Below are 23629 nucleotides of genomic sequence, written 5' to 3' on the forward strand. Positions count from 1 at the left end.
CTAGCTTTTCGTACCGTCACTTATTGCACTGAAAACGAGGAGACCCCAATGGTGACGCGCGTCTTCATCGCCTTCAGTTCGGACTCCGGCGACTCAAACGTGTGCAGACAGCTCTCGCTGCAGAAGTAGTACTTTCGCCCTCCTCGCTCTGCGGACAAGGCAGTGGCCTTGTCAACCATCATTCCGCAGATGGGGTCCTTGGCCAGTTGCTTCGTGCTTGCGGACACCGCAGCAACTCCGGTTGGCGCGTGATCATGGGCCGCGCCGTCGTGGTCATGCGCGTCATGCGCGTCATGCGAGAGATATCGCGCCGGATCAGCGAGAAAAGTCTTCTCACAGTGCCGAGAACAGAACCAATAGCGCTGATGCCCGACTTCCGTGCTGGCTGCTGCCTGCGCAGGGGAAATCTCCATACCGCAAACCGGATCGCGCACGCGACCGGCATCGACGACCGGTTGAGCGATGCGCAGCGCGCTCTGCCGACCGACCACTTGATCGCCACGATGGTGTCCGATGGAATCGCTTGGCATGCCAACCTCGGATGTGCTGATTGTTTAACTTGATTAGGTCTGGGCACAACTACGATTGCAGTGTGTTCCACGCCCGGAACGGGAGGTTGATACGGGTCAAGCGAGAGCAATTCGTTGTGATACGTCAACTGGCGACCACCGATCGCATATCAAAATGAAATCCCATCATTTCAGGAGGCAGCACCATGACGAACAACAAGCATGTTGGCTTTCTTGTAGCAGGCGCGCTGCTGATCGCCAGTGCATCGGTCTGGGCCGTTGACGAGCACCACCCCGCCGCAGCGAGCCAGCCTAGTGCGGCAACCCCAGCGAAGACTGCCCCTGCCACGGCAAACTCTGCGGATACGGAAAAGCGCTTCGAGCAAGCCCGTCAGCAGATGAAGAAGATGCAGGCCCAGATGGACAAGATCCATCAGACCAAGGACCCGAAGGAACGGCAACGTCTGATGGCCGAGCACATGCAGGCCATGCAGGACACGATGCAGACAATGCACGGTATGGGCGGCCCGATGATGATGGACATGATGGGCGGTCAAGGGATGGGGGCCGGCGGTGCGGCGCCGATGATGGGCGGCTCGGGCATGCCCATTGAGCAGCGCATGAACATGATGGAAAACCGCATGGACATGATGCAGATGATGATGGACCAGATGCTCAAACAGCAGGAACCATCAAAGAAACCTTGACGTTGCCATTGTGGGAAGGTGAATACTGCCCAGAATTGGTCAACAGGCGTGCGTGACGCATACCTGCTGACCGTTAGCTTGAACCTACGCAACATCTGACAAAAATCCGCGCGCGATGAATCCCCTTTGGCGCATGCTGATGATCGTGCTGCTTGCCGTGGCGTTGCCTGCGCGCGGGCTCCCCATGGCATCAATGCAGATGCACGGCGCTGTGGGTCTGCCAGGGCTGTCGACAGCGCATGATGTCGTACAAGCCGAGAAAGGACACCCCTGCCATATCACCGGTGACGGCCATGCCCAGAGTGGTTCCGACTGCACGGACACCGCTCCTTGCGTGTCTTTCTGCGCTGTGATCGGGGCGCTTTCCAGCCCAGCGATGCCGCTCGGCGCCAAGGGGATGCACATCCTGGTTCCCGCCCAGGAGCCTGTCTATATTTCCGCAGTTCCTGTGCCGCTCGAACGGCCACCCCGAGCCCGCTCCATTTAGCTTTACGGATCGCGCCTTTTTGCAGTGCGGCATCCGTATAGCGGCGTAAGCGAATACGCCACGCAAATTGCTAAGCCGGCATTCATGCCGGCCCCGCGTGAAATCACTGGAGCATCACCATGAAGAAGGTCATTCTTTCCGCTGTCGGCTTGGCGGCTGTTTTGACATCGTTGACGGCCATTGCCGGGCCAGACTGGCAGGTCATCGAGAAAGCTCGCAACGCGAAACTTGCGCAGATCCGCGCAGCGCAAGCGCAGAAAAGCGCTGGCATGCCTGCGATGCCGCAGCCCTGCCAAGACATGATTCAAGCGCCGAAATAACACGGTGGGGCGTTCTGCATTATCGGCAGGACGCCCATCGCGCGATGGCACGTTTGCGGCAGATCAACCCGTTCGATCATAAGCCGCGTCCGCGTGCACATCGCGCGTAGCCGCTGTTACCATTCGATCCAATCACATCATCTGCAGAACGTGCGCGCATCGCTTCGCCGGCCGTGGTTCGCCGGATTCCTAGTCATCGCTTTCCTGACAGTTCAACTGGCAGCGGCAGCATACGCCTGTGCGGCAAGCCGCGGCTCAGCGGAGGTCATGCCCACCATGGCCGATGCGACCGACGCCGGTGCCATGGTGCAGTCGTGCCCCGAGATGGCCATGCAGGCGCAGCAGGATGTGCACCAGCATGACGGCCTCTGTCTTGAGCACTGCCAGAGCGGCACCAAGTCGGCCAATCACGTATCGCCGCAGATTCCCATCTTCCTGCCCGTCCTGATCCGGATGATCACGGCCGAGCCAGTCATCATGGCGGACGGCCAATCGGTCTTGCTCGCCGATGTGGCGCCCCGTGCACCACCACCCCCGATTCCCATCCTGAACTGCTGTTTCCGCACGTAGCCTCCGAAGCGACGTATCTCTCACGCCTTGCCGCCTAACCGGCAAGGTGGTCGTTGCTTTCCGGAGGCTTTATGCTTTTGCGTTTTCCCCCACGCGGTGGGCGCTTGCTCGCGCTCGCCGTCCTGCTGCTTTTAAGCAGTCATCTGGCGTATAGCCAGACCGATGCGCTCTCCTTGCAGGAAGCGATCGGCTTGGCATCGTCCCGCTCCGCCGACGCGGAAACCTCCCGCGCCGGTGTACAGTCGGCGCTCGACATGGCCGTGGCGGCAGCCCAACTGCCCGACCCTGTCCTCAAATTCGGCGTGAACAATGTTCCCGCCGATGGCAGCGACCGGTTCTCCATCGGCACCGATTTCATGACCATGCGCTCGGTCAGCGTGATGCAAGAGCTCACGCGGACCGAGAAGCGCCGTGCCCGTGCGGAACGTTTCAACGCCGAGGCCTCCGCGGCCGAAACACAGCGTGTCGCCGCGCTGGCAGCCGTCCAGCGCAGCACAGCGCAAGCCTGGCTTGACCGCTGGTATGCCGCACGTACCGTTCAACTGCTGGCGGAACAAACAGCCTCTGTCGCCTTGCAGGTCGAGGCAGCCGAGGCGGCCTATCGCGGCAATCGCGGCTCACGCGCCGACATCGTAGCTGCACGCCTTGAACGGCAGCAGTTGCAAGACCGGACCGACGAGGCCCGGGCGACGGAAGCGTCTGCCAAGGCCATGCTGCGGCGCTGGGTAGGCGACGCATCCAGCCGCCCGCCCGCCGCGCCCCCCAGGTTCGACGTCCCGCAGTGGCTCGACGCGCTGGACGACGCGGCCATCGATACCCTGCCCGATGTGGCCGCTGCCAGCGCGCAAGCCGCCATGGCGGACGCTGAAGGACGTGTCTCTCGTGCGGCCAAGACACCCGACGTGACGGTGGAGCTGATGTATAGCCAGCGCGGACCGGCTTACGCCAACATGGTGTCGTTGAACGTCTCCCTGCCGATTCCCTGGGATCAGAAGAACCGCCAGGACCGCGAGGTCTCGGCCAAGCTGGCGCAAGCCAATGCCGCGCGCGCTCAAGCAGAAGTCTTGCGGCGCAACATGGTGGGCCAGATTCTGGGCAAGCGCGAGACGTTGCGACTGAACCAACGCCGCCTGGATCGCTATCAAACCACGACCGTCCCGCTAGCGCGCGCGCAAACCGAGGCAGCGCTAACGTCCTACCGGACTGGAAGCGGTTCGCTCGCCGCGGTCGCCGAGGCAAGCCGCAAGGCACTCGACCTTGCGCTGGAACGTCTCAAGCTCGAAGCGTCGACGGCCCAACTCTGGGCCGAGCTCGCCTTCCTCAAACCGCTCCCCACGGCAAACCAGCCGACCTCCAACGTTGGAGTTCAACCATGAACCGAACCATCTTTGCGCGCATTGCAGCCAGTCTGGTGTTGGCGAGCCTTGGCATGGGCGCCACCTACTACCTTGGCGTGAGGCAGGGACAGCGGAGCGCGCCCACGCAGGCGGCAGCATCTGCCCAAGCCGCCGATGCCCCGCTCAAAGCGGGCGACATCGATCCCAAGACGGGCAAGCGGATTCTCTATTGGCAAGACCCCATGGCACCTGGCCAGCGTTTCGACAAACCAGGCAAATCACCTTTCATGGACATGCCGCTTGCCCCCGTCTACGAGAATGGCGCCGGCGGGAGCGCCGCCGTCACGGTTGATGGCCGTGTGGCACAGAATCTTGCTGTGCGCACGGCTGAGGTCAAGACCGGCCGGCTGGACGCCATGCTGGAAGTGCCCGGCAATATCGCCATCAACGAGCGCGGCATCGAGATCATTCAAGCGCGCGCCGCCGGCTTTGTCGAACGGGCGTACGCGAAAACCACGTTAGACCCGGTCAAGCGCGGGCAACCGCTGATCGTCGTCTACGCGCCGGAATGGGTCGCCGCACAAGAGGAGTACCTGGCCGTTTCGCGTACGGCCAACGCCCTGCAGGGGGACCTGCGCAGCGCAGCGTTGCTGCGCATGCGCCAGGCCGGCATGACGGAGGCGCAGATCCGGCTGGTCGAATCCACCGGCAAGCCACAGCCACGGCTGGCGATTTCCAGCGACATCGATGGCGTCATCACCGAGGTCGGGGTCCGGGACGGCATGGCTGTCGCACCCGGCATGACGCTCTTCAAGATTGCCGACTTGTCCACCGTGTGGGTCTTGGCGGAGATTCCCGAGAGCCAAGCATCGGCCATCCGCCCGGGCCAGGCGGTGACGGCCACGGCGACGGCAATCGCTGGACACGCGCTGACCGGCAAGGTGGATGCCATCCTGCCCGACGTCAATGCCAATACGCGAACCGTCAAGGTGCGCGTCGAACTCCAGAACCGGGACCGCCGCCTCTTGCCCGGCATGTTCGCCAACGTGCGGTTTGGCGCGCAAGCCGGCCCGGACAAGCTGCTGGTCCCCACGGAGGCGTTGATTCGCACCGGTACGCGCACGATCGTCATGGTGGACGCCGGCAATGGCGGCTTCAACCCCATCGAAGTCAAGACCGGAGCCGAAGCCAATGGGCAGACCGAAGTGACCGACGGTTTGAGCGCGGGACAGAAGGTGGTGGTTTCCGGGCAGTTCCTGATTGATTCGGAAGCTAGCCTGCGCGGCACCGCCCAACGCATGGCATCGCCACCTGCGGCCTCCGCGCCCGCAGCGGCCGCCATCGAGCATGAAGGCGTCGGCCGCATTGAGGCTGTCACCAGCGAAGGCCTGACGATCTCACATGGCGCGATTCCGTCCGCGCACTGGAGCGCGATGACAATGGATTTTGCCGCACCGCCCTCCGGCCTGCCAAAGCGCTTCAAGCCTGGGGACCGTGTGCGCTTCCGGTTCCAACTGCATGACGATGGCATGGCAGTCCTGTCCTCGGTCGAGCCGGCCGGCGCGGATCAGGGGGGCAAGCCATGATCGCACGGCTGATTCTCGCGTCCATCCGCAACCGCTTCCTGGTGCTGCTAGCGACCGTCATGCTGACGGCCTGGGGTCTGTGGGCCGCGCGCAGCACGCCGCTCGATGCGCTGCCCGACCTGTCGGACGTACAGGTCATCATCCGCACGCCGTTCCCTGGCCAAGCGCCGCAGATCGTGGAAAACCAGGTCACGTATCCGCTGACCACCACCATGCTGTCGGTGCCGGGCGCCAAGACGGTGCGCGGCTACTCGTTCTTCGGCGATTCGTTCGTCTATGTGCTGTTCGAGGACGGGACTGACCTGTATTGGGCACGCTCGCGCGTGCTGGAGTACTTGAACCAGGTGCAGTCCCGCCTGCCTGCGGCGGCCAAACCGGCGCTGGGCCCGGATGCCACCGGCGTGGGCTGGATCTACGAATACGCGCTGGTCGATAAGACCGGCCGGCACGACTTGGCCCAACTGCGGGCGTTGCAGGACTGGTTCCTGCGCTTCGAGTTGAAGGCCCTGCCGAACGTCGCGGAGGTCGCTTCCGTCGGCGGCATGGTCAAGCAGTTCCAGGTGGTGTTGCAGCCGGACCGGCTGCGTGCGTTCAACCTGACACAGGCCAAGGTGCTGGCAGCGCTCAAGGGTGCCAACCAGGAGACCGGTGGCTCCGTGCTGGAACTGGGCGAAGCCGAGTACATGGTCCGCGCCAGCGGCTACCTGAAGACGCTCGACGACTTCCGGCAGATTCCCCTGATGACGAACGATGCGGGCATCGCCGTGCATTTGGGCGATGTCGCCACCGTCCAACTCGGGCCCGAGATGCGCCGTGGCATCGCGGAACTGAACGGTCAGGGCGAGGTGGCAGGTGGCGTCGTCATCCTGCGTTCAGGCAAGAATGCCCTGGAGACGATCGAAGCCGTCAAGGCCAAGCTCGCCACGCTGCGCACCAGTCTGCCCGAAGGCGTGGAGATCGTTCCTGTCTACGACCGGTCCGGTTTGATCAAGCGCGCGGTGGACAACCTGACGCACAAGCTGATCGAGGAATTCATCGTCGTCGCTGTCGTGTGCCTGGTGTTCCTGTTCCATCTGCGCTCGGCACTGGTGGCAATCGTCTCGCTGCCGCTGGGCGTCCTGGCGGCCTTCCTGGTGATGCGATACCAGGGCGTCAACGCCAACATCATGTCGCTGGGTGGCATCGCCATCGCCGTCGGCGCCATGGTCGACGCGGCCGTGGTGATGATCGAGAACGCGCACAAACATCTGGAGCATTGGCTCGAGGACAACCCCGGCCGCGAACTCACAGGCCACGAGCGCTGGAACGTGATCGGGGAATCGGCGGCAGAAGTGGGGCCGGCGCTGTTCTTCTCGCTGCTGATCATCACGCTGTCGTTCATCCCCGTGTTCACGCTGGAGGCGCAGGAGGGCCGCCTGTTCTCGCCGCTGGCGTTCACCAAGACGTATTCGATGGCGGCAGCGGCTGGGTTGTCGGTCACGCTGGTGCCTGTGCTGATGGGCTACCTGATCCGCGGGCGTATCCCGAGCGAGCAATCGAACCCGCTCAGCCGCTGGCTGATCCGCCTCTACCAGCCAATGCTGTCCAAGGTGCTGGCGTATCCCAAGGCGACGGTCGCTATCGCCATTGTGCTGCTGGGGGCAACGGCCTGGCCGATCCTGCGCACAGGCGGCGAATTCATGCCGCCGCTGGATGAGGGCGATCTGCTGTATATGCCGTCAGCATTGCCTGGGTTGTCGGCCGGCAAGGCGGCTCAGCTCCTGCAGCAGACCGACCGCCTCATCAAGACGGTTCCCGAAGTGGCCAGCGTGTACGGCAAGGCTGGGCGCGCGGACAGCGCAACGGACCCGGCGCCGATCGAGATGTTCGAGACCACCATCCAGTTCAAGCCGCACGACCAGTGGCGCCCCGGTATGACGACCGACAAACTGGTGGAAGAACTCGACCGCGTGGTCAAGGTGCCGGGGCTGTCCAACATCTGGGTGCCACCGATCCGCAACCGCATCGACATGCTCGCCACCGGCATCAAGAGCCCGGTCGGCATCAAGGTGGCGGGCACGGACTTGAAGGAGATCGATCGACTGACCACTCGGATCGAGGAGACCGTCAAAACCGTGCCGGGTGTCACCTCTGCGCTAGCGGAGCGGTTGTCCGGCGGACGATACATCGACGTGGACATCAACCGACAGGCCGCCGGCCGATACGGCCTGAACATCGACGACGTGCAAAGCATCGTGTCATCCGCCATCGGTGGCGATAATGTCGGTGAGGTGGTTGACGGCCTGGCCCGCTTCCCGATCAACCTCCGCTATCCGCGCGATTATCGGGATTCCGTGGAGCAGTTGCGGCGTTTGCCGATTGTCACTGACCGGGGCCAGCAGATTGTGTTGTCCGACGTCGCGGACATCCGCGTCGTGCAGGGCCCGCCGATGCTGCGCAGCGAGAATGCCCGGCTCTCGGGTTGGATCTATGTCGATATCCGGGGGCGCGACCTGCGCTCGGCGGTGAAGGACATGCAGGCAGCAGTGACCAAGGCGGTGCCGATGCCGGCGGGCTACGCGCTGAGCTGGTCAGGGCAGTTCGAGTACCTGGAGCGTGCGAGTGCCAAGCTGCAGGTGGTCGTACCATTCACCTTGCTGATCATCTTCGTGCTGCTGTACCTCGTGTTCGGCCGTATCGACGAGGCGCTGCTCATCATGGGCACGCTGCCGCTCGCACTGATCGGCGGGTTCTGGCTGCTGTATCTGCTCGGCTATAACCTGTCGGTGGCCGGAGTCGTCGGCTTCATTGCGCTCGCCGGGGTGGCGGCCGAATTCGGCGTGATCATGCTGCTCTATCTCAAACACGCTTGGACCGAGCGGCAGGAAAACGGTCAAACTTCTACCCAAGCGCTACTGGAAGCGATTCAGGAAGGCGCCGTGCTGCGTGTACGCCCCAAGGCCATGACGGTGGCCGTCATCCTGGCTGGCCTGCTCCCGATCATGTGGTCGGACGGCACAGGCTCCGAAGTCATGCAGCGCATTGCCGCGCCGATGGTCGGCGGCATGATCACCGCGCCGTTGCTGTCCCTGTTTGTCGTTCCTGCTGTCTACCTGCTGCTGCGCAGGCGTGGCAGCGGGCAATCCATTCCCCAACCACCCTCTCATGACAAGGTCTCACGATGAACTACGTTTCCGCTGTTGTATTCGCCCTGACGCTGGCGTCGACTCCAGCCGCCTTTGCGGCCACGCCGATGGAAGGTATGGACATGAAGCCTGCTGGTCAAACCAAGCAGGCGCCCAAGCCCGTGGCAGCAGAGGTCCGCAAGATCTACCTCGACACCGGCAAGGTCACGCTTAAGCACGGCGCCATCGACAATCTCGGCATGGGCGCCATGACGATGACGTTTGCCGTCAAGGACAAGGCATCACTGCAGCACTTCAAGGAGGGCCAAGCGGTGTGGGCCGTCTTTGATATGGTCGACGGTCAGCCGACCGTCGTCGATTTGCGGAGCAAGTAAACCCTCGGCGGCGCACGGCCCATCGGTCGTGCGCCGCTGCATGCTGCGGAATCAGCCAGAAAGTCCCTTCACGAGGGCGCCTTGTCGTGACATCAATGCTGAGCGCAACAACCCTGCTATAGCGACGCTGCTAGCCCCGAGCATCCAGCCGGCGACCACATCCGCCGGGAAATGCATCCCGGCGGCAACACGCGACCACCCGACCAACGCGGCGTAGAACACCAACGCGAGACGCCCCCGAAAACCCACCAAGGGCCAGAGTGCCCCGACCACAAGCGCTGCGAACGTCGAGTGCCCGCTCGGCAGGCTGTAGTGCAGTTCCGGCTCACCAATGACGTGCACGAGGTGGCCGAGTACCGCCGGTGGCCGTGGGAAATCCAGCCACCACTTCAAGGCGGAAGCGGCCAGCAGGGCAAGCGCGAAGGCCAACCCAAACGTGACGAGGCGTTGCCTGACAGCGCACGCGCGCGCTGGATTCGACGCTGATATCGACCACCGCCAGAGCCCCAGCAGCAAGAGCGGCGCAGTCCAGTAGTTGCCAATCAGGCTAAAGCACCACGCCACCGGGTCCAGGGCGCTTGGCATCCCCGAGTTGATGGCGTGGAATAGCGCGACGTTCCAGCCGCCCCAGTCGTACACGAGGAACTTCCAATTCATTTGCGCAGCAACCTCAGCCCGTTGCCGACCACCAGCAGGCTGGCGCCCATGTCGGCAAACACCGCCATCCACATGGTGGCCTGGCCTGTAAAGGTCAGTGCCAGGAACACGACCTTGATGCCGAGCGCCAGCGCAATGTTCTGCTTCAGCACCCCGGCCGTGGACCGGGATAGTCGTACAAACGCCGGGAGCTTGCGCAGATCGTCGTCCATCAGCGCAACGTCGGCCGTTTCGATCGCCGTGTCCGTCCCGGCCGCGCCCATTGCGAATCCAATATCGGCCCGTGCCAGCGCCGGCGCATCGTTGATGCCATCGCCGACCATGCCGATGGTTCCTTGTGCGGATCGGCGCTCGATTTCGCGCTGCTTGTCTTCCGGCAGCAGATTACCGCGAGCCTCGTCGATACCGACCTGCTGCGCAATCGCCTCTGCGGTGTGCGGATTGTCGCCGCTCAGCATCAAAGTCTTGATGCCCAGTGCGTGCAATTCCTTGATCGCTTGGCGACTGCTGTCCTTGATGGTGTCCGCCACACCGAACAACGCGCGTACGCCGTCCTGGCCGATCAGCATCACGACCGTTTTGCCCTGGGTTTCCAGCACGGCAAGCTGTGCTTCCAATGCCGGCGAACACACGCCCAGTTCCTCGACCAGACGATGATTGCCCAGGTGATAGAGCGCACCGTTGACATGGCCCCGGACGCCGCGTCCGGGCAAGGCCGCAAAATCGGTGACGTCGCGCAGGGCTAGGCCTTGGTCCTGCGCCGCGCGGGCCACGGCCAGGGAGACGGGATGGTCGGAGCGGGCAGCCAGGCTAGCTGCCAGGATCTGGGCGGCGGACGCGTCCGCACCGTTCCAGGCCACGACGTCCGTCTGCGCTGGCTTGCCGTGCGTGATCGTGCCGGTCTTGTCGAGCGCCAACCATTTCAGCTTGCGTCCCTCTTCCAGATAGACGCCGCCCTTGATGAGGATGCCGCGCTTCGCGGCGGCCGCCAGGCCGCTCACAATGCTCACCGGCGTCGAGATCACGAGCGCGCAGGGGCAAGCAATCACGAGAAGAACTAGGGCCTTGTAGATCCAGTCCAGCCAAGTCGCACCGAAGACCAGCGGAGGGACGATGGCCACCGCAAGCGCAACCGCGAACACAATGGGCGTGTACAGCCGGGCGAACTGGTCAACGAAGCGCTGCGTGGGCGCTCGACTGCCTTGCGCGGCCTCGACGGCGTGAATGATCCGTGCCAGTGTGGAGTCGCTTGCCGCTGCGGTGACGCGATATTCGAACGACCCGGATTCGTTGATGGTGCCGGCGAACACGGAGTCGCCCGCTGCCTTCTCGACCGGCAGGCTCTCGCCCGTGATCGGCGCCTGATTGACGGATGACCGCCCCTGCAGAATCGTGCCATCGAGCGCGATGCGCTCGCCCGGCTTGACCCGCACACGGCTGCCAACGGCCACGGTCTTGGCATCGACGTCGGACCAACTGCCGTCGCTGCGCTGTACCGTGGCTGTCTCCGGGGCGAGATCCATCAGCCCCCGGATCGCATCTCGGGCGCGGTCCAGCGAACGGGCTTCGATGACCTCCGCCAAGGCGAAGAGGACCATCACCATCGCCGCTTCCGGCCAATGGCCGATCACCATCGCCCCAGTGACTGCGATCGACATGAGGGCGTTCATGTTCAGGTTGCGGTTCTTGAGCGCGATCCAGCCTTTCTTGTAGGTGGACAGCCCGCCGGTCAGGATCGCGGCCAGCGCCAGGATCACCACCACCCAATGGTTGCCACCGTTGAGCCAATACACCACTTCCGCCAGGACGGCGTTCGCGCCGGCAATGGCAAGCGGCCACCATTTGGTGGGCGCGGCATCTTGTTCGGGAAGCGGTGCTGCGGCAGAGCGGTCGCGCACCTCGGCATCGAAGCCAAGCGACTGAATGGCAGCCAGCACTTGCGGTAGCGCATCGGCAGCGTGTTGAACGGCGAGTGTGCGTTGGACGAGATTGAACTGCATGTCTGACACGCCCGCCATGCCCGCCAGCTTGCCGCGAATCAGCGTTTCTTCGGTCGGGCAGTCCATCTGACGAATGGTCAGGACTGTGCTCTGCCCGGCGGGGCTTTCATCGGCGCGAACCGCTCGCATGCCAACGGCTGCCAAGGCTTGCTCGATCGGCGCCGGGGATGGCAGCCGGTGCTGGACGGCCAGCGAACGCTGCATCAGGTTGAACTCAAGGTTGACCACGCCGGGCAGCGCCGCCAGCTTATTGCGAATGAGCGTTTCTTCCGTCGGGCAGTCCATGTTGTCGATCCGGTAGCGGGATCGTTTCAGGTCAACAGCCGCCGCATCGCCGTCCGCCGGCGTCACCACGTTGGTGGCAGCACAACCGCACCCCTTGGAGCCGCAATCACTCACAGCACCTCCCTTTGTCGCTTGAAATGGATTGGACTCAAGTACACACTCTATAGCTACTATAGAGTCAAGGGACTTCGGCCCGACATCATGAACATTCAGATCGGTGAATTCGCCAAGCGCACGGCCTGCCCGATTCAAACCATCCGGTACTACGAGCGCGAAGGCCTGTTGCCGCCGCCGGACCGCAGCTCGGGCAACTTCCGGCTGTACAGCGAGCGGCACATTGAGCGGCTGCAGTTCATCCTCCACTGCCGGTCATTGGACATGCCGCTGAACGACGTGCGGACACTCCTGCGCTACCGCGAGCGACCGGACGAGGATTGCGGCGCGGTGAACACCCTCCTGGACAAGCACATCGAGGAAGTCGAGCGGCGTATCGAGGCACTGGGGGTGTTAAAGCACCATTTGTGCGCGCTGCGCGAGACCTGTTCCGACGGGCGAGCTGCAGAAGCTTGCGGAATCCTGCAGGGGTTGTCCGAAGGTAGCGGCACGTGCACTGGAGACGGCACGCACCGCTGACACGAAGGGGAATGGCCGAACGGGTTCGCTATGTGACCCCTTCGGCCGCATGTTTTTTGACCAGCGCGACATCTGCGTCACGAAACATGAATTACAATCATTCTCATTTAAAGCCATTTCTCCCGCTTCGCCGGTAGGCTCTTCATGCAACTGCAGCGCGTCGTCACCCTCATCCTGTTCTACCTGCTGACATCGGTTTCAAGCGCGTACGCCGACACGCTGTCCACTCAAGACAAGACCAAGCAGGTCTGGCAATTACTCGACTATCTGGCGGTCGATTACGGTCGCTCCGTCAAGGACGGCCAGGTGGCCAATGCCGATGAGTACGCCGAAATGCAGGAGTTTGCGCATGCGGCGCAGCGCCAGATTGCCGAGTTGCCGGCGGGGCCACAGACGCAAGCCTTGCTCAAGGATGCTGGCGCGTTGCGCACGCTCATCGCCGACAAGGCCGCACCCACCGTCGTCGGTGAACAGGCGCATAAGCTCGCGGACAGCTTGCTGGCCGCCTACCCGGTGCCGATGGCGCCCAGCAAGGTGCCCGACCTGAAGCATGGAGCTACGCTGTATCAAAGCCAGTGCGCGTCCTGCCATGGCAACACCGGACACGCCGATGGTCCGCTGGCCGCCAAGCTGAGCCCGCCCCCCATAGCCCTGGCCGATCATCAGCGCGCCCAGGAGCGCAGCGTCTTCGCCCTCCAGCAGATCATCACGCGCGGTGTCGAGGGCACCTCGATGCCGAGCTTCGCGCAGCTCACTGACGATGATCGCTGGGCACTGGCCTATTTTGCGTCGACCTTGTCCTATTCCGATGCGGACCGGCAAGCCGGCGCCAAATTGTGGGCATCCCGCCCGGAGCTGCATAGCGCGGTGCCGACGCTCGCCAAGCTCAGCCAGACGCCAGAAGCGTTGCTGGCCAAGACGATCAGCCCGGATGCCGCGCGGCAATTGACCGCCTATTTGAGAAGCGCGCCGGATGTGCTGAACGCCTCCAACGCAGACAGTCTCGCAATCGCCAAGGACAAGCTCAAAGAGAGCGTAGCCGCCTTCGACCAGGGCGACAAAGCGACTGCCTCGCGCCTGGCGCTCTCCGCCTACCTCGACGGCTTCGAGCCGGTCGAACCGGCCCTGGCCGCCAAGAACCAGTCGCTGTTCCAGGACATCGAAAAAATGATGGGCCTGTATCGCAACGCGATCACTACCGGTCAGGCCGAGCAGGTACGGGACATCGCGCAGCATCTGCAGACGATGCTGACTGAAGCCCAGGATGCACTGGGTGGCACCAACGACCCGCTGTCGACGTTCCTGGGCGCCTTGACGATCCTGCTGCGCGAGGGCCTGGAGGCACTGCTTGTCGTGGTCGCCATGATGGCCTTCCTGAAGAAGGCCGAACGCACCGACGTGCTGCCATACGTCCATGCCGGCTGGATTGTTGCGCTGGCCGCCGGTGGACTGACGTGGGCCGTCGCTACCTACCTGGTGGATTTGAGCGGTGCCAGCCGCGAGATGACCGAAGGCTTCTCGGCAATCTTTGCGGCCGTGGTCCTGCTCGGCGTGGGCATGTGGATGCACCAGAAGAGCCTGGCCGGTCGCTGGCAGGCCTATGTGAAGCAGAAGCTGTCCTCCGCGCTGAACAAGCGCTCGGCGATCATGCTGTTCGTGCTGTCATTCGTGACGGTGTACCGCGAGGTGTTCGAGACCGTGCTGTTCTACGCCGCGCTGTGGAGCGAAGGGAACGGCATCTACCTGCTGGCCGGCTTGGGCTCCGGGATTGCGATCCTGGCGATCATCGCCGTCGTGCTGCTGCGCTCCTCGGCGCGCCTGCCGATCCGCCAGTTCTTTGCCTTCAGCTCGGCTCTGGTCGCGGTCCTGGCAGTGGTGCTGATCGGCAAGGGCGTTGCGGCGTTGCAGAAGGTTGGTTTTCTGCACATCACGCCGATTTCGATGCCGCGTATTGACGTGCTGGGGATTTACCCGTCCATGCAGACGGTGATCGCACAGGTGGCGATCTTGCTGATCATTGTGCTCAGCTTCGCGTATAACCTCCGATCGCAGAAGGCATCGAGCAAAGCGTAGTCGCTACCTTGATTTGAGAGTTCAATGGCGGATATCGACAGGTATCTGCAGGCAGCGACCCGCGATCACACACGGCGCAGCTATCAGTCCGCCATCCGTCATTTCGAGCAAGAGTGGGGTGGCTTCCTGCCGGCCAGCGCCGACAGCGTTGCACGCTATCTGGCTGAGCACGCACAGACGCTTTCCATCAACACGCTGCGCCAACGGTTGGCTGCGATCGCGCAGTGGCACGTTTCGCAGGGCTTTCCCGACCCCACGCGAGCACCGCACGTCCGCAAGGTGCTCAAGGGCATCCAGGCACTGCACCCCGCGCAGGAGCGGCGCGCCAAGCCATTGCAGCTCGCCCAGTTGGAGCAACTGGTTGCCTCGCTGGATGCGCAGATCGCGACCGCCTCGTCTGAGGGCAACGCCCATCAACTCCAGGTGCATACCCGCAACAAGGCGCTGGTGCTGATCGGCTTCTGGCGGGGCTTCCGGTCGGACGAACTGAGTCGGCTGCAGATCGAGCACATCACGGTGGAGCCCGGCCGGGGCATGACGATTTTCCTGCCGCGCACCAAGACGGACCGCAACCATGTCGGTACGACCCACAAGGCGCCCGCGTTGTCGCGCTTGTGCCCAGTCGCCGCCTACGAGGCCTGGTTGGCGGCGTCCGGCCTGACCGAGGGCCCCGCGTTCCGCAGGATTGACCGCTGGAGCCGAATCGCAGCCGATGGACTGCAGGCCAGCAGCATCGTGCCTTTGTTGCGCGCGCTGCTCCATCGCGCAGGACTGCCGCAATCGGACCGCTACAGCAGCCACTCACTACGACGGGGCTTTGCAACCTGGGCGAACTCGAACCAGTGGGATCTCAAGATGCTGATGGAATACGTCGGCTGGAAGGACGTACGCTCGGCCATGCGCTATATCGACGCGGCCGACCCATTTGCCCAGCATCGGATCGAAACAGCGCTGTCGGTCGCACCCCGGCCGGGCATTGCAGTCTGACAGGTCCGGTCTGGCGGACCTCTGCCATTGCTTTGACGCAGTAACCTTGCATGAACCTCTAATAAACGCGATTGCGGCCGACCCGTGCCAAGCAGGACTTCATGCTTGGCTCGCACGCCGGCGAGGTGCCGCCTCCAACAGGGCATCCTGAAATTGGTGGATCTTGAAGCTCAAAACGCCCCGGAAATTCACATGGGCGAAGTGTGCCGGCCCCATGCGGCGCAGCCAGTCATCGTCGATCCGTTGCCCCTTGCGCTGCCACGTATCCACCGTCGTTTGCATCCGCTCGGTATTCCAGGCAATCACCAGATTGGTCAGCAGCGAGAGCGCCCCGGAAATCGCGATCATCTCGTCCTGGCGGCGACCGCGCTCGTGTTGGACCTTACTCATATAAATCGCCCGCTGGAGATGGTGCACGGATTCACCCCGATTGAGGAGCGTGCGCAACTCGCGACGAAACTCGATGTTGCTGAAAAAGTCGCATAGGAACAGCGTGCGCAGCAGCTTGCCCAGGTGATCCGCTGCCCGGTGGATCGGGTCACCCTGGGCAGCACTGCCGAAGCGTTGCAGCGCAACGATCGCGCTCACGCGCCCCGCGTGAATGGACGCCACCAGGCGTAGCAAGCCATCCCAGCCGTCGCGGATCGCCTTGAGGGAGACCTCGTGCGACACGGCAGCCGACAATCCCTCCGTCACCGACAGGGCACGCGGCAGGTACAGCTTGCGCTCCGACAGGTTGCGCAGCCAGGGACAGAGGTCAAAGCCAAGTAGCTTGGCCACCGCCATCCCCACGTTCGTGTAGCCATGGGTGTCGACGGCGAGCCGCAGCAGCCCACCGTCAGCGCGGGTTTCGTTGTGACGCATGACGCCTTCGATCGCCGCGCCAGTTTGGCGCTCGTTGAGCACCATCGGCTGGTTGTAGACGATCCCATGCTGATCCAGCACGTGCGTATAGACGCCAGCGGCGTGCGTGCGTCGGCGGGGATCAGCGCGCGCGTAGAACAGATGTGGGGACGTGTCCAGGCTCATGGAGTCGCTGGAGGCGAGTTGGCCGGTGCCCCATAGATCGGTGATCGGGTGCGTGCGCTGGAACTCCACCACACGTTCGTTGGCGCGGCGCAGCCGGCCGGGCATTTCCAGGGAGCGCATCGCGGTGGAGACGTGCGCGAGGTCCAACTGCGGGATCATCGCCGCGACGCCCTTGGCATCCAGTTCGGTGCCGTGCGCGATCAGGGCTGCATAAAGGGAGACGAGTTCGTGGGCATCCCGCGCCTTGCGCGCCAACAGCACTTCACTGAAATTGGTGCGCGCATCCATCTCCAGAATCATGTCGGCAAACTGTGCGCTGCCGATGTCCTTGAACAGCAGATCTCGGGTGCGTTGAGGCGTGGTATCCGTGGTCTGCGCTTCCAATGGCGACAAATGCAGGATGCCGTCCGCGTCGATCGTAAAGTGGCCAGCCTCACGGGCCTCGTCCAGCGCAGCGAGACCCGCCTTCAAATGCTCGGTCAGGCGATCAAGATAGAGCCTCGCTTGGCTTGGCAGGCCGAGCGAAGACAGATGCCGGTCGCGGTCGACCTCCCACTGTGCCGGCGGAATCAGCAACTGGTCTCGTTCTCGAAACGACAGGCTATGGTTGATCCACACCGTGCCGCGGCGCAGCCCCTTGCGCAAACTCATTACAGCAGAGGCCTCCAAGGCACGCAGCGCGCGCTGGCGGTCCTCACCGTCGACCAGGTCGCGCCAACTGGCGCTCACTGGCACATTGCAGTCTGGCGGCAACTCCGTCATGCCCCGATCGTGCAAACCGCCAACGAGATCGAGTTGGCGCATGGCAGGATCGTTACCGTGACTGGCGAATTCCAACGCCCGCAAGGGTGTCAGGAGGTTGCGGAGTCGGTGGTGGTCTTCGGTAAGGGTTTCGCGCACGCTTGCGGCGTGACTTGCCGGCGGCCGACTGGACAGACCCTTAAGCAGCTTGCCGATGTCGGCCAGTCGGTCCTCGGCCGAGCGGCGGGTATCGTCCACCAGGGCCTTGATCTCCACCAGTTGCTGCCGGTATTCGATCGCCGAGCGGGCTTGCTTCGTCGTGGTCTTGTTGTACGCCTGCCGGACCAGGTCTGAGATACGGCGCCCGCTTTGGTACACCATGGCGTCAGTCAACTCCAGCAAGGTGACACGCAGGAAGAACACCAGTTCGAGCGTGCGCGTCGACGCTTTGAGTTCGCGGATTTTGGCGGGACGGCGGGCCTGGATACGTTGGCCGTAGGCCCGCTGTTTCTCGATGGGGACCGCGTCAAATGTCCAGGTATGCGCGCCGAGGTCCTTCAAGAAGCTGATCTTGGCCAGCATCTCGGTCATCGTTGACGGGCTGTGGCGCGCGGGTGGGGTCTTGAGCCATTCCAGCACCGTCGTGCCCGATGTGGCGTGCTGGGCAAACACCGCAGCCTCGGCCCGCAGGATCTGCTCGCGCGAGACCACCACGTCGATCATGGCCAGCAGATCCCGCTCGATGCCCGCCCAGATGGAGCGGGCCAGATCCTGCAGCGCACGCGTCGACGGGATCAGAATGCGCCGTTCGTACAACCAGTAGTGCGCGTGCTGAAGCAGTTCCTCAACGGTCAGCGATTCGGCGGCGTCCTGACGCATCCAGGCTTCGAGTCCGGCCCATTGCTCGTCATCGAGGCGTGTCAGGCCCAGATATTGGAGGGCCCAGACCTGATGCTCATACAGCGTCGGGTATCGCTGGTAAATGGTGCGCAGCGAGGCGATCGTTGGTGTCTCGACGGCGAGTTTTTCGCCGATATAGCGCAGCAACTGACGGGGGAGTGTGTTGAGTTGGTCCAGCGTACGGCCGCTGGCGCGCAGAAAGACCAACTGAATGGCGACTCCAGGGCGGCTGGCGCGTCGGAACTTCTGGTTGATCGCGGCGACATCGCTAGCGGTCAACGCGAAGTAATGCTCGACGTCGAACTCCGGCAGACGCGTGGGTAGGGAGTCTCTTCCCACATAGCGAAATTCCAAGCCCGGCATCTTGTGCCCCCGTCAAGGTGGCGCGATCCGAAATCGCGGGCGAATATCGTACTCCCGAAGTCACTGGAGGGCAGCAGACAATTGTCGGCAGAGACCTGGGGCCCTTATGAATAAAGGCTCTGCGGGGAAACCGTAAGAAAATGCACGAAAAGGACAATTACCCCGCAAACTGCGGAAACAACGTGGCCAGCGCCTGCTGATCGGTTTCGACGAACGTGCGCAGGCCATCCATCGCGACGACCAGTTGGTGATCAAACATGTCCGCTTCATCCGACAGATCAACGCGGACCGAGGCCTTGAAGGCTGCGAGCGCCTTCTCGCGCGTCACGTCTGCCCCCATCCAGCCCAGACTGCGAATGAACGTGTGCACTTCTTTTTTTCTGTGGGAGAAGCCGTTCAGCATCGACGGCTGAGATTTGAATCGTAGTCATTTCGATATCTCAAAAAAAAAATGGTCCGCCTCTGGTGAGAGCGGACCAATATGGTTGGTGGAACCTACTGAGTGGCCAGTGCGACCACATCGATGACAGCATCGGCCTCGTCGACCAGATCGGGTGTTTGCGAGATGAAGAACTCCCGCTCATACCCTCCCTGGCGCAACACCTCGCGCTTCATTTTCATGAACTCGCGCTTGCGCTCCGGATCAAGCGGGCCATCCGCCTCGTCCGTGAACAACGTCTGGAAGGCGGTGCCGGCGCCCTGCGCGCGATATAGCGCAATACCACGCGTCAGGCATTCGTTGATCCACACCTTCTGCCCGCCGGACATGACCGCGAACTCCTTCTCGCTGTCAGCCTGAGCGTCGTGGACACGAATCTCAAACCCCTCACGCTTATCGCCGTTGGCCAGCTCCGTTTGCGTGTGGATACCGATTGTGAATCGGGGTCCATAGCACGCCAGGAGCAGGTCGTTGACCTTCTTCGTGATTTCAGGGCCTGCATCGTCGATCGACAGCGCAATCACACCGTCATTGCCCAAGGCCTTGCCGAGCAGCTTCCACGACGAAATCTCGTCGGAGATCCGCTCTGCCTTACGCTGCACAACGGGTAGTGCCTCCAGATCAACCAGGAGGCCCTGCCGCTCGGTGCTGAGCGCAGTCTGAGTCCGGATCAGTGCTTCAATCCGGCCTTCGAACTGGGCAATGCGCTCGCGCGAGCTGGCAACCTGACGATCAAAGTCCGCGATCTTTCCGGTAACGTCGGCACTTTGCAGTGACGTAACCTCCCGGTTGATCGTGGCCAACTGATCGTCCGTCGCAACAACGTCGCGCTGGTATCGCTCCTTTCGGGCGGCAGCTTCGGCGTTCAGCTCGACCAGATCACGCTCGGCCTTCGCCAGCGTCTCTTGGGCGTCGTCAAGCAATGGCTTCTGCGCAGCAAGTTCGGTCAGCCGTTGCAACTCCCGTTGGTCGGCCGCCACCTGCCCCTGCAGTGCTCGAAGTGAAGCACGTTGGCCCGCCAACGGCGCGAGCTGCTCATCGAGCGCCGTCTTGAGCTTGAGCTTGTCCCGGTAGCCGGTTCGAAGCTCTGCCAACGAGATCCGCACTTCCGTGAGATCCGTGCTCGCCCTGCGCGCCTGAGCCAGCAATGGGCACGTCGAGTGCATCGGATTGTCCCGGCACGGAACAGACTCAATGACGTCGGCCTGGCCCTTCAGCGACTTTTCAAGGACAGCCTTCGATTCACCTTGACCGGCCATGTTTTGCAATTCGCCGATGATGCGCGATTGGTCAGGCACAACCTTTTCGAGCTGAGCAATCCCCTCTTGCAGCCGAATTGCCTCCGACTGTCGCTGCGTGACGGTCAATTGCAAAGCATCACGCGAGGTTGCGGCCGCCAGGATGGCGGTGCTGCTGGCCAGGATTGCGCGGCGGCTTGAAATGACGGCCCCCAGTTCCTTGGCTTGCGCCTCGGTACGTTGCACGGCAGCCCGTTCGTCGTTGTCAAGCGTTCGGCGCCTTGCTTCCTGGGCCACCTTCTGTTGGCCAAGCTCACGCATGCGCGCTTCTGCTACGGTGCTGCTCGCCTGCTTGGCTGCAAGCGTCGCACGCTCCTGAACCATCTGCGCATTGGCCTCCAGCTCACGATCACGCGCCTGGCGGGTCTCAACCAACGAGGCCTCCGCCTGCTCGATCTCCAAGGAGAGTCGTGCAACACGATCGCGCCGACCAACCAGGCTGGTGATGTTGTGCTGAACGACATCCAAAGCACGGCCGAGGCACTTCGCCACGTCCATAGCCTTGCCCGACAGCTCACGCATCCGCTCCAGACCAAGCAGCTCAGCAAGCAACTTCTTGATTTCAGAGGTCTGGTAGCCAGCAATCGGCCGTCGGTTCTGGGCAGAGAAGACACTGGTGAAGAACGCCTCCGATGATCCGAGGACCGATTCCACACAGCGGTTGTACGTCTCCGCCTTACCGTCAGACAGCGATCCGTCTGCCAGTTGAACCGGTTGCCATACGCCGTCCGAGCCAAGCACAAACAGGTAGTACTCGGCCTTGCGCGTCTTGCCAGAATTACGAAACGCGAACTGTGACCGGTATTGCTGGCCATCGTGCTCCCATTCCAAATCCTTTTCGGCCCGGGTACCCGTGAGGTGGTCCCAGTACGAAAACGCATCGGCCGACATCTTCGATGCATGGCTAGGCATCAGCGGATACGGATGCAGGTTGTCCATGATCGTCGTTTTGCCGGCACCGTTAGGGCCCATCACGGCGATCAGTCCGGTCGGCAGCTCGCGCAGGTCGACCGTCACACTGTCGCGGTGCATCCCATCCAGGATGCCGCGAAAGCCAGACAGGGTCAGTTTGAGAGGTCGCATGGTGCCCCCTCACCGCTGAAGCCAGTCATGTAGTAGTCGCCGGGGATCTCCAGCACCTCACGCGAGTCGTCATACGTGACGACGACGTCGACTTCCGGCTTGCCGGCTAGTGCGCGCTCGAACGAACGCACGGCCGCGAAAAATTGCGTCCGTGCCAGGTCAAGCACCTCCGGAAAGGTGGTGCATGCGGTCAAGGCCTTGAGTTCAGCCTCACTCCACTGGCTGGTGTAGCCGTTGGAGAGGGACCACAGAAGGTTCTGCACCTGGACCGTGGGCGCCACGGTAAAAACCGTGCGCTCACCGTCCGTTTCGACAGCCATGACGAGCATGTGGCCGCGCGTGGCGATCACCGCGCCACGACCATGACCGAACGGCTGGAACAGCATCGCACGAGTGAATTCGTGCTTGCCCACCAACCGCGCGGCCAACTCGGAGGCCGGCAGATCGGCTTCAAAGCAACGGGTCCACTGGGAACCTGCGGGATAGAGAATCATGATGCACTCCAAAAATTGGGCGAAGCGCATCCCCAACGGGTTGTGCGCCCGTCCGGGTTCAAAGGAATAGGTACTGCTGGTCGATGCGTCGTAGACGCGGGGAAAACCGAGTTTCGACAGCCCCGAAGGCTGTCGGAACGTGGCTCACACGTTCAAGGGTTGGGCGGCATCTGCCGCGAAAAGGTCATCGGTCAGCCAATCCAACGACGATTGGTTCTGAACTTGGTCAGCGTCCTGCCAGGCCGGCTGAACTGTCACCGGCTCAGCCGTGGCGGACGCCACCGTTTCACCGTTGTCGGCAGCAGACCCGCTCTCCAACGAGGCGACCACTCGATCCGCGATGTCTTGCGGCTCCAGTGCCTCCAGGATGGACAGGCGCTCCAGCAACGCGTCCGGCTTCACGTCGGTCAAACCGCACCAACGCTGAACCTTCTCACCGAGAGTCGCCGCGCGGCTGATGCCCTCCGCACGGCTTCTGACGGCAGGCAACACACGCGGATCCAGCTTCAGCTCCGCGGCGCCGGCGAACAGCGTGCGGATGGCCTCGCGGTCGACCAGCTGGCGATGCTCCTCGTCAATGGTCCAGCGAACGCGCACGAACTTGTCCTGCGTTTGCTCGGCGATGTTGGCCAGGCGCTCCATATCCGGCGGGCCGTCGAAATCGACACAGACCGTTTCGCGCGCCGGCGTTTCCACCTGCACCGCTTCGGCCCGGCCCGGCTTGATCTGCCAGCTCAGGTAGCCCTTCTTGCCCTTTTCGCCGTAGTGGAAGCACCCGATGGAACCGGCGTAACCGACCAGCCGGCCTTCGCGTTCCCACAACTGCATCGCATGGATATGTCCCAGCATGAAGGCATCGCACTCGGCTTCGAACAGCGCGCCGAGCGAGAACTCATGGTCGAACCCGGCCATCGGTACGCCGTGCTCGGTGTAGCAGCCATTGACCGTTCCATGCGACACACCGATGGTTCGGATGCCTTTGGACCGCAACAGCCGATTCACCTTGCCGGCGGCACCCAGGAATACCGTCAGATGCTCGCCCACCGCGGTTGCCGCATCCATGGCGCCCACGATGCCCGCCAGCACAGCCTTGTTGACGGTCGGAACGCAGGTGAACACAGCAGAGGGTGTGCCCTCCTGCAGCAGCGTTTCCAGCTCTTCGACGGTGAACAGCGGGCCGGCCGATGGCAGGAACGTCGATCCGACGAGCGCAACCTGGTGAATGCGATCGGCGACGTAGACGGGGTGGCGGCTACCGATCAGCCGGAACAGGTCCAGCGTGCCCGGCGGCTCATGCGAGAAGGTCCCCTGCAGCATGAGGACCGGCATGTGGCCCGACAGCGCATGAATGCGCTCGGCAAGCACCCGCAGTGCCGGCGTGTGCGCGTCGAGCCGATGATCGGTTGCGTCACCGGAAACGATACCCACATGGCAACCACGCGCGACCGCATCTTCCACGGCGAAACCGAAGCATCGGTCCGCTTCCACCAACCGCTCAGTCGAATAGTGCAGGTCGGAAAAATGACCCACGTGAAGGCTTTCGCCATCGTTGGGCATGCTCACCTCCTATGGAATAGCCGCAACCAGAACGGTCACAGCAACAGAAAAGAAAAACGGCGTCGGGGGAACTCT

General features: G+C 62.9%; 16 protein-coding genes and 2 pseudogenes. 10 read left to right on the plus strand and 8 right to left on the minus strand.

All coding sequences use genetic code 11. The features are described from left to right. Positions 1–23 precede the first annotated feature (23 nt). Positions 24–530: pseudogene (locus tag V6657_RS27170) on the minus strand (YHS domain-containing protein); the annotation flags it as partial. Between the two features lie 185 nt (positions 531–715). Between V6657_RS27170 and V6657_RS27175 the strand changes: the two are divergent. The 7 genes from V6657_RS27175 to V6657_RS27205 all read left to right on the plus strand — a co-directional run bounded on the left by V6657_RS27175 (position 716) and on the right by V6657_RS27205 (position 9015). Continuing rightward, the gene (locus V6657_RS27175) at positions 716–1216 is read left to right on the plus strand and encodes a hypothetical protein (RefSeq protein ID WP_188079734.1); all 501 of its coding nucleotides are present in this window, start codon (positions 716–718) and stop codon (positions 1214–1216) included. A gap of 606 nt (positions 1217–1822) precedes the next feature. Next, positions 1823–2023, plus strand: coding sequence for a hypothetical protein (locus V6657_RS27180; protein ID WP_004635218.1), 201 nt, complete (start codon positions 1823–1825; stop codon positions 2021–2023). Positions 2024–2173: 150 nt separating this feature from the next. Continuing rightward, positions 2174–2593 carry a hypothetical protein gene (locus V6657_RS27185; protein WP_009277756.1) on the plus strand — a complete coding sequence of 140 codons (420 nt, stop codon included), beginning with the start codon at positions 2174–2176 and terminating at the stop codon, positions 2591–2593. Positions 2594–2664: 71 nt separating this feature from the next. After that, positions 2665–3969, plus strand: coding sequence for a TolC family protein (locus tag V6657_RS27190; RefSeq protein ID WP_004635223.1), 1305 nt, complete (start codon positions 2665–2667; stop codon positions 3967–3969). Next, positions 3966–5516, plus strand: a complete 1551-nt coding sequence (locus V6657_RS27195; RefSeq protein ID WP_004635224.1) for an efflux RND transporter periplasmic adaptor subunit — start codon at positions 3966–3968, stop codon at positions 5514–5516. Before V6657_RS27190 ends, V6657_RS27195 begins: the two co-directional genes overlap by 4 nt. Beyond that, positions 5513–8680, plus strand: coding sequence for an efflux RND transporter permease subunit (locus V6657_RS27200; protein ID WP_004635226.1), 3168 nt, complete (start codon positions 5513–5515; stop codon positions 8678–8680). Before V6657_RS27195 ends, V6657_RS27200 begins: the two co-directional genes overlap by 4 nt. Next, entirely contained in the window at positions 8677–9015 is a 339-nt protein-coding gene (locus V6657_RS27205) for a copper-binding protein (RefSeq protein ID WP_004635229.1), read from the plus strand. Before V6657_RS27200 ends, V6657_RS27205 begins: the two co-directional genes overlap by 4 nt. A gap of 111 nt (positions 9016–9126) precedes the next feature. Here the strand turns inward: V6657_RS27205 and V6657_RS27210 are convergent. Together V6657_RS27210 and V6657_RS27215 are read right to left on the minus strand one after the other, a co-directional pair. After that, a pseudogene (locus V6657_RS27210) lies at positions 9127–9672 on the minus strand (phosphatase PAP2 family protein); the annotation flags it as partial. Further along, the gene (locus V6657_RS27215; protein WP_012435722.1) at positions 9669–12071 is read right to left on the minus strand and encodes a heavy metal translocating P-type ATPase; all 2403 of its coding nucleotides are present in this window, start codon (positions 12069–12071) and stop codon (positions 9669–9671) included. The gene V6657_RS27215 and the pseudogene V6657_RS27210, both read right to left, overlap by 4 nt. A gap of 87 nt (positions 12072–12158) precedes the next feature. Between V6657_RS27215 and cadR the strand changes: the two genes are divergently transcribed. The 3 genes from cadR (at position 12159) to V6657_RS27230 (ending at position 15650) form a co-directional block, all read left to right on the plus strand. Beyond that, positions 12159–12590: a Cd(II)/Pb(II)-responsive transcriptional regulator gene (gene cadR / locus V6657_RS27220; protein WP_009277754.1), complete on the plus strand. Its 432-nt coding sequence runs from the start codon at positions 12159–12161 to the stop codon at positions 12588–12590. Positions 12591–12734: 144 nt separating this feature from the next. After that, complete coding sequence (locus tag V6657_RS27225; RefSeq protein WP_012435721.1) at positions 12735–14663, plus strand: FTR1 family protein; 1929 nt, start codon at positions 12735–12737, stop codon at positions 14661–14663. Positions 14664–14687: 24 nt separating this feature from the next. Continuing rightward, the gene (locus V6657_RS27230; protein WP_012435720.1) at positions 14688–15650 is read left to right on the plus strand and encodes a site-specific integrase; all 963 of its coding nucleotides are present in this window, start codon (positions 14688–14690) and stop codon (positions 15648–15650) included. Between the two features lie 99 nt (positions 15651–15749). Here the strand turns inward: V6657_RS27230 and V6657_RS27235 are convergent, their stop codons facing one another. From V6657_RS27235 to V6657_RS27255, 5 genes are all read right to left on the minus strand, one after another. Then, complete coding sequence (locus V6657_RS27235; RefSeq protein ID WP_012435719.1) at positions 15750–18683, minus strand: Tn3 family transposase; 2934 nt, start codon at positions 18681–18683, stop codon at positions 15750–15752. 157 nt (positions 18684–18840) lie between these two features. Next, positions 18841–19053: a hypothetical protein gene (locus V6657_RS27240; protein ID WP_068768265.1), complete on the minus strand. Its 213-nt coding sequence runs from the start codon at positions 19051–19053 to the stop codon at positions 18841–18843. Between the two features lie 125 nt (positions 19054–19178). Beyond that, positions 19179–21503, minus strand: coding sequence for an AAA family ATPase (locus V6657_RS27245; RefSeq protein WP_012755750.1), 2325 nt, complete (start codon positions 21501–21503; stop codon positions 19179–19181). Beyond that, the gene (locus tag V6657_RS27250; protein WP_012435716.1) at positions 21485–21997 is read right to left on the minus strand and encodes a hypothetical protein; all 513 of its coding nucleotides are present in this window, start codon (positions 21995–21997) and stop codon (positions 21485–21487) included. Before V6657_RS27250 ends, V6657_RS27245 begins: the two co-directional genes overlap by 19 nt. A gap of 144 nt (positions 21998–22141) precedes the next feature. Then, positions 22142–23554, minus strand: a complete 1413-nt coding sequence (locus tag V6657_RS27255) for a DNA repair exonuclease (RefSeq protein ID WP_012435715.1) — start codon at positions 23552–23554, stop codon at positions 22142–22144. Between the last annotated feature and the right edge of the window lie 75 nt (positions 23555–23629).

The sequence above is a fragment of the Ralstonia sp. RRA genome (genome assembly GCF_037023145.1).
Classification (GTDB): domain Bacteria; phylum Pseudomonadota; class Gammaproteobacteria; order Burkholderiales; family Burkholderiaceae; genus Ralstonia.

Excerpts from the sequence above, each read along its gene's own strand:
- V6657_RS27175 (WP_188079734.1), top strand. The coding sequence starts at position 716 with ATGACGAACAACAAGCATGTTGGCTTTCTTGTAGCAGGCGCGCTGCTG.
- V6657_RS27180 (WP_004635218.1), top strand. The coding sequence starts at position 1,823 with ATGAAGAAGGTCATTCTTTCCGCTGTCGGCTTGGCGGCTGTTTTGACA.
- V6657_RS27190 (WP_004635223.1), top strand. The coding sequence starts at position 2,665 with ATGCTTTTGCGTTTTCCCCCACGCGGTGGGCGCTTGCTCGCGCTCGCC.
- V6657_RS27195 (WP_004635224.1), top strand. The coding sequence starts at position 3,966 with ATGAACCGAACCATCTTTGCGCGCATTGCAGCCAGTCTGGTGTTGGCG.
- V6657_RS27200 (WP_004635226.1), top strand. The coding sequence starts at position 5,513 with ATGATCGCACGGCTGATTCTCGCGTCCATCCGCAACCGCTTCCTGGTG.
- V6657_RS27205 (WP_004635229.1), top strand. The coding sequence starts at position 8,677 with ATGAACTACGTTTCCGCTGTTGTATTCGCCCTGACGCTGGCGTCGACT.
- cadR (WP_009277754.1), top strand. The coding sequence starts at position 12,159 with ATGAACATTCAGATCGGTGAATTCGCCAAGCGCACGGCCTGCCCGATT.
- V6657_RS27225 (WP_012435721.1), top strand. The coding sequence starts at position 12,735 with ATGCAACTGCAGCGCGTCGTCACCCTCATCCTGTTCTACCTGCTGACA.
- V6657_RS27230 (WP_012435720.1), top strand. The coding sequence starts at position 14,688 with ATGGCGGATATCGACAGGTATCTGCAGGCAGCGACCCGCGATCACACA.
- V6657_RS27235 (WP_012435719.1), bottom strand. The coding sequence starts at position 18,683 with ATGCCGGGCTTGGAATTTCGCTATGTGGGAAGAGACTCCCTACCCACG.
- V6657_RS27245 (WP_012755750.1), bottom strand. The coding sequence starts at position 21,503 with ATGCGACCTCTCAAACTGACCCTGTCTGGCTTTCGCGGCATCCTGGAT.
- V6657_RS27250 (WP_012435716.1), bottom strand. The coding sequence starts at position 21,997 with ATGATTCTCTATCCCGCAGGTTCCCAGTGGACCCGTTGCTTTGAAGCC.
- V6657_RS27255 (WP_012435715.1), bottom strand. The coding sequence starts at position 23,554 with ATGCCCAACGATGGCGAAAGCCTTCACGTGGGTCATTTTTCCGACCTG.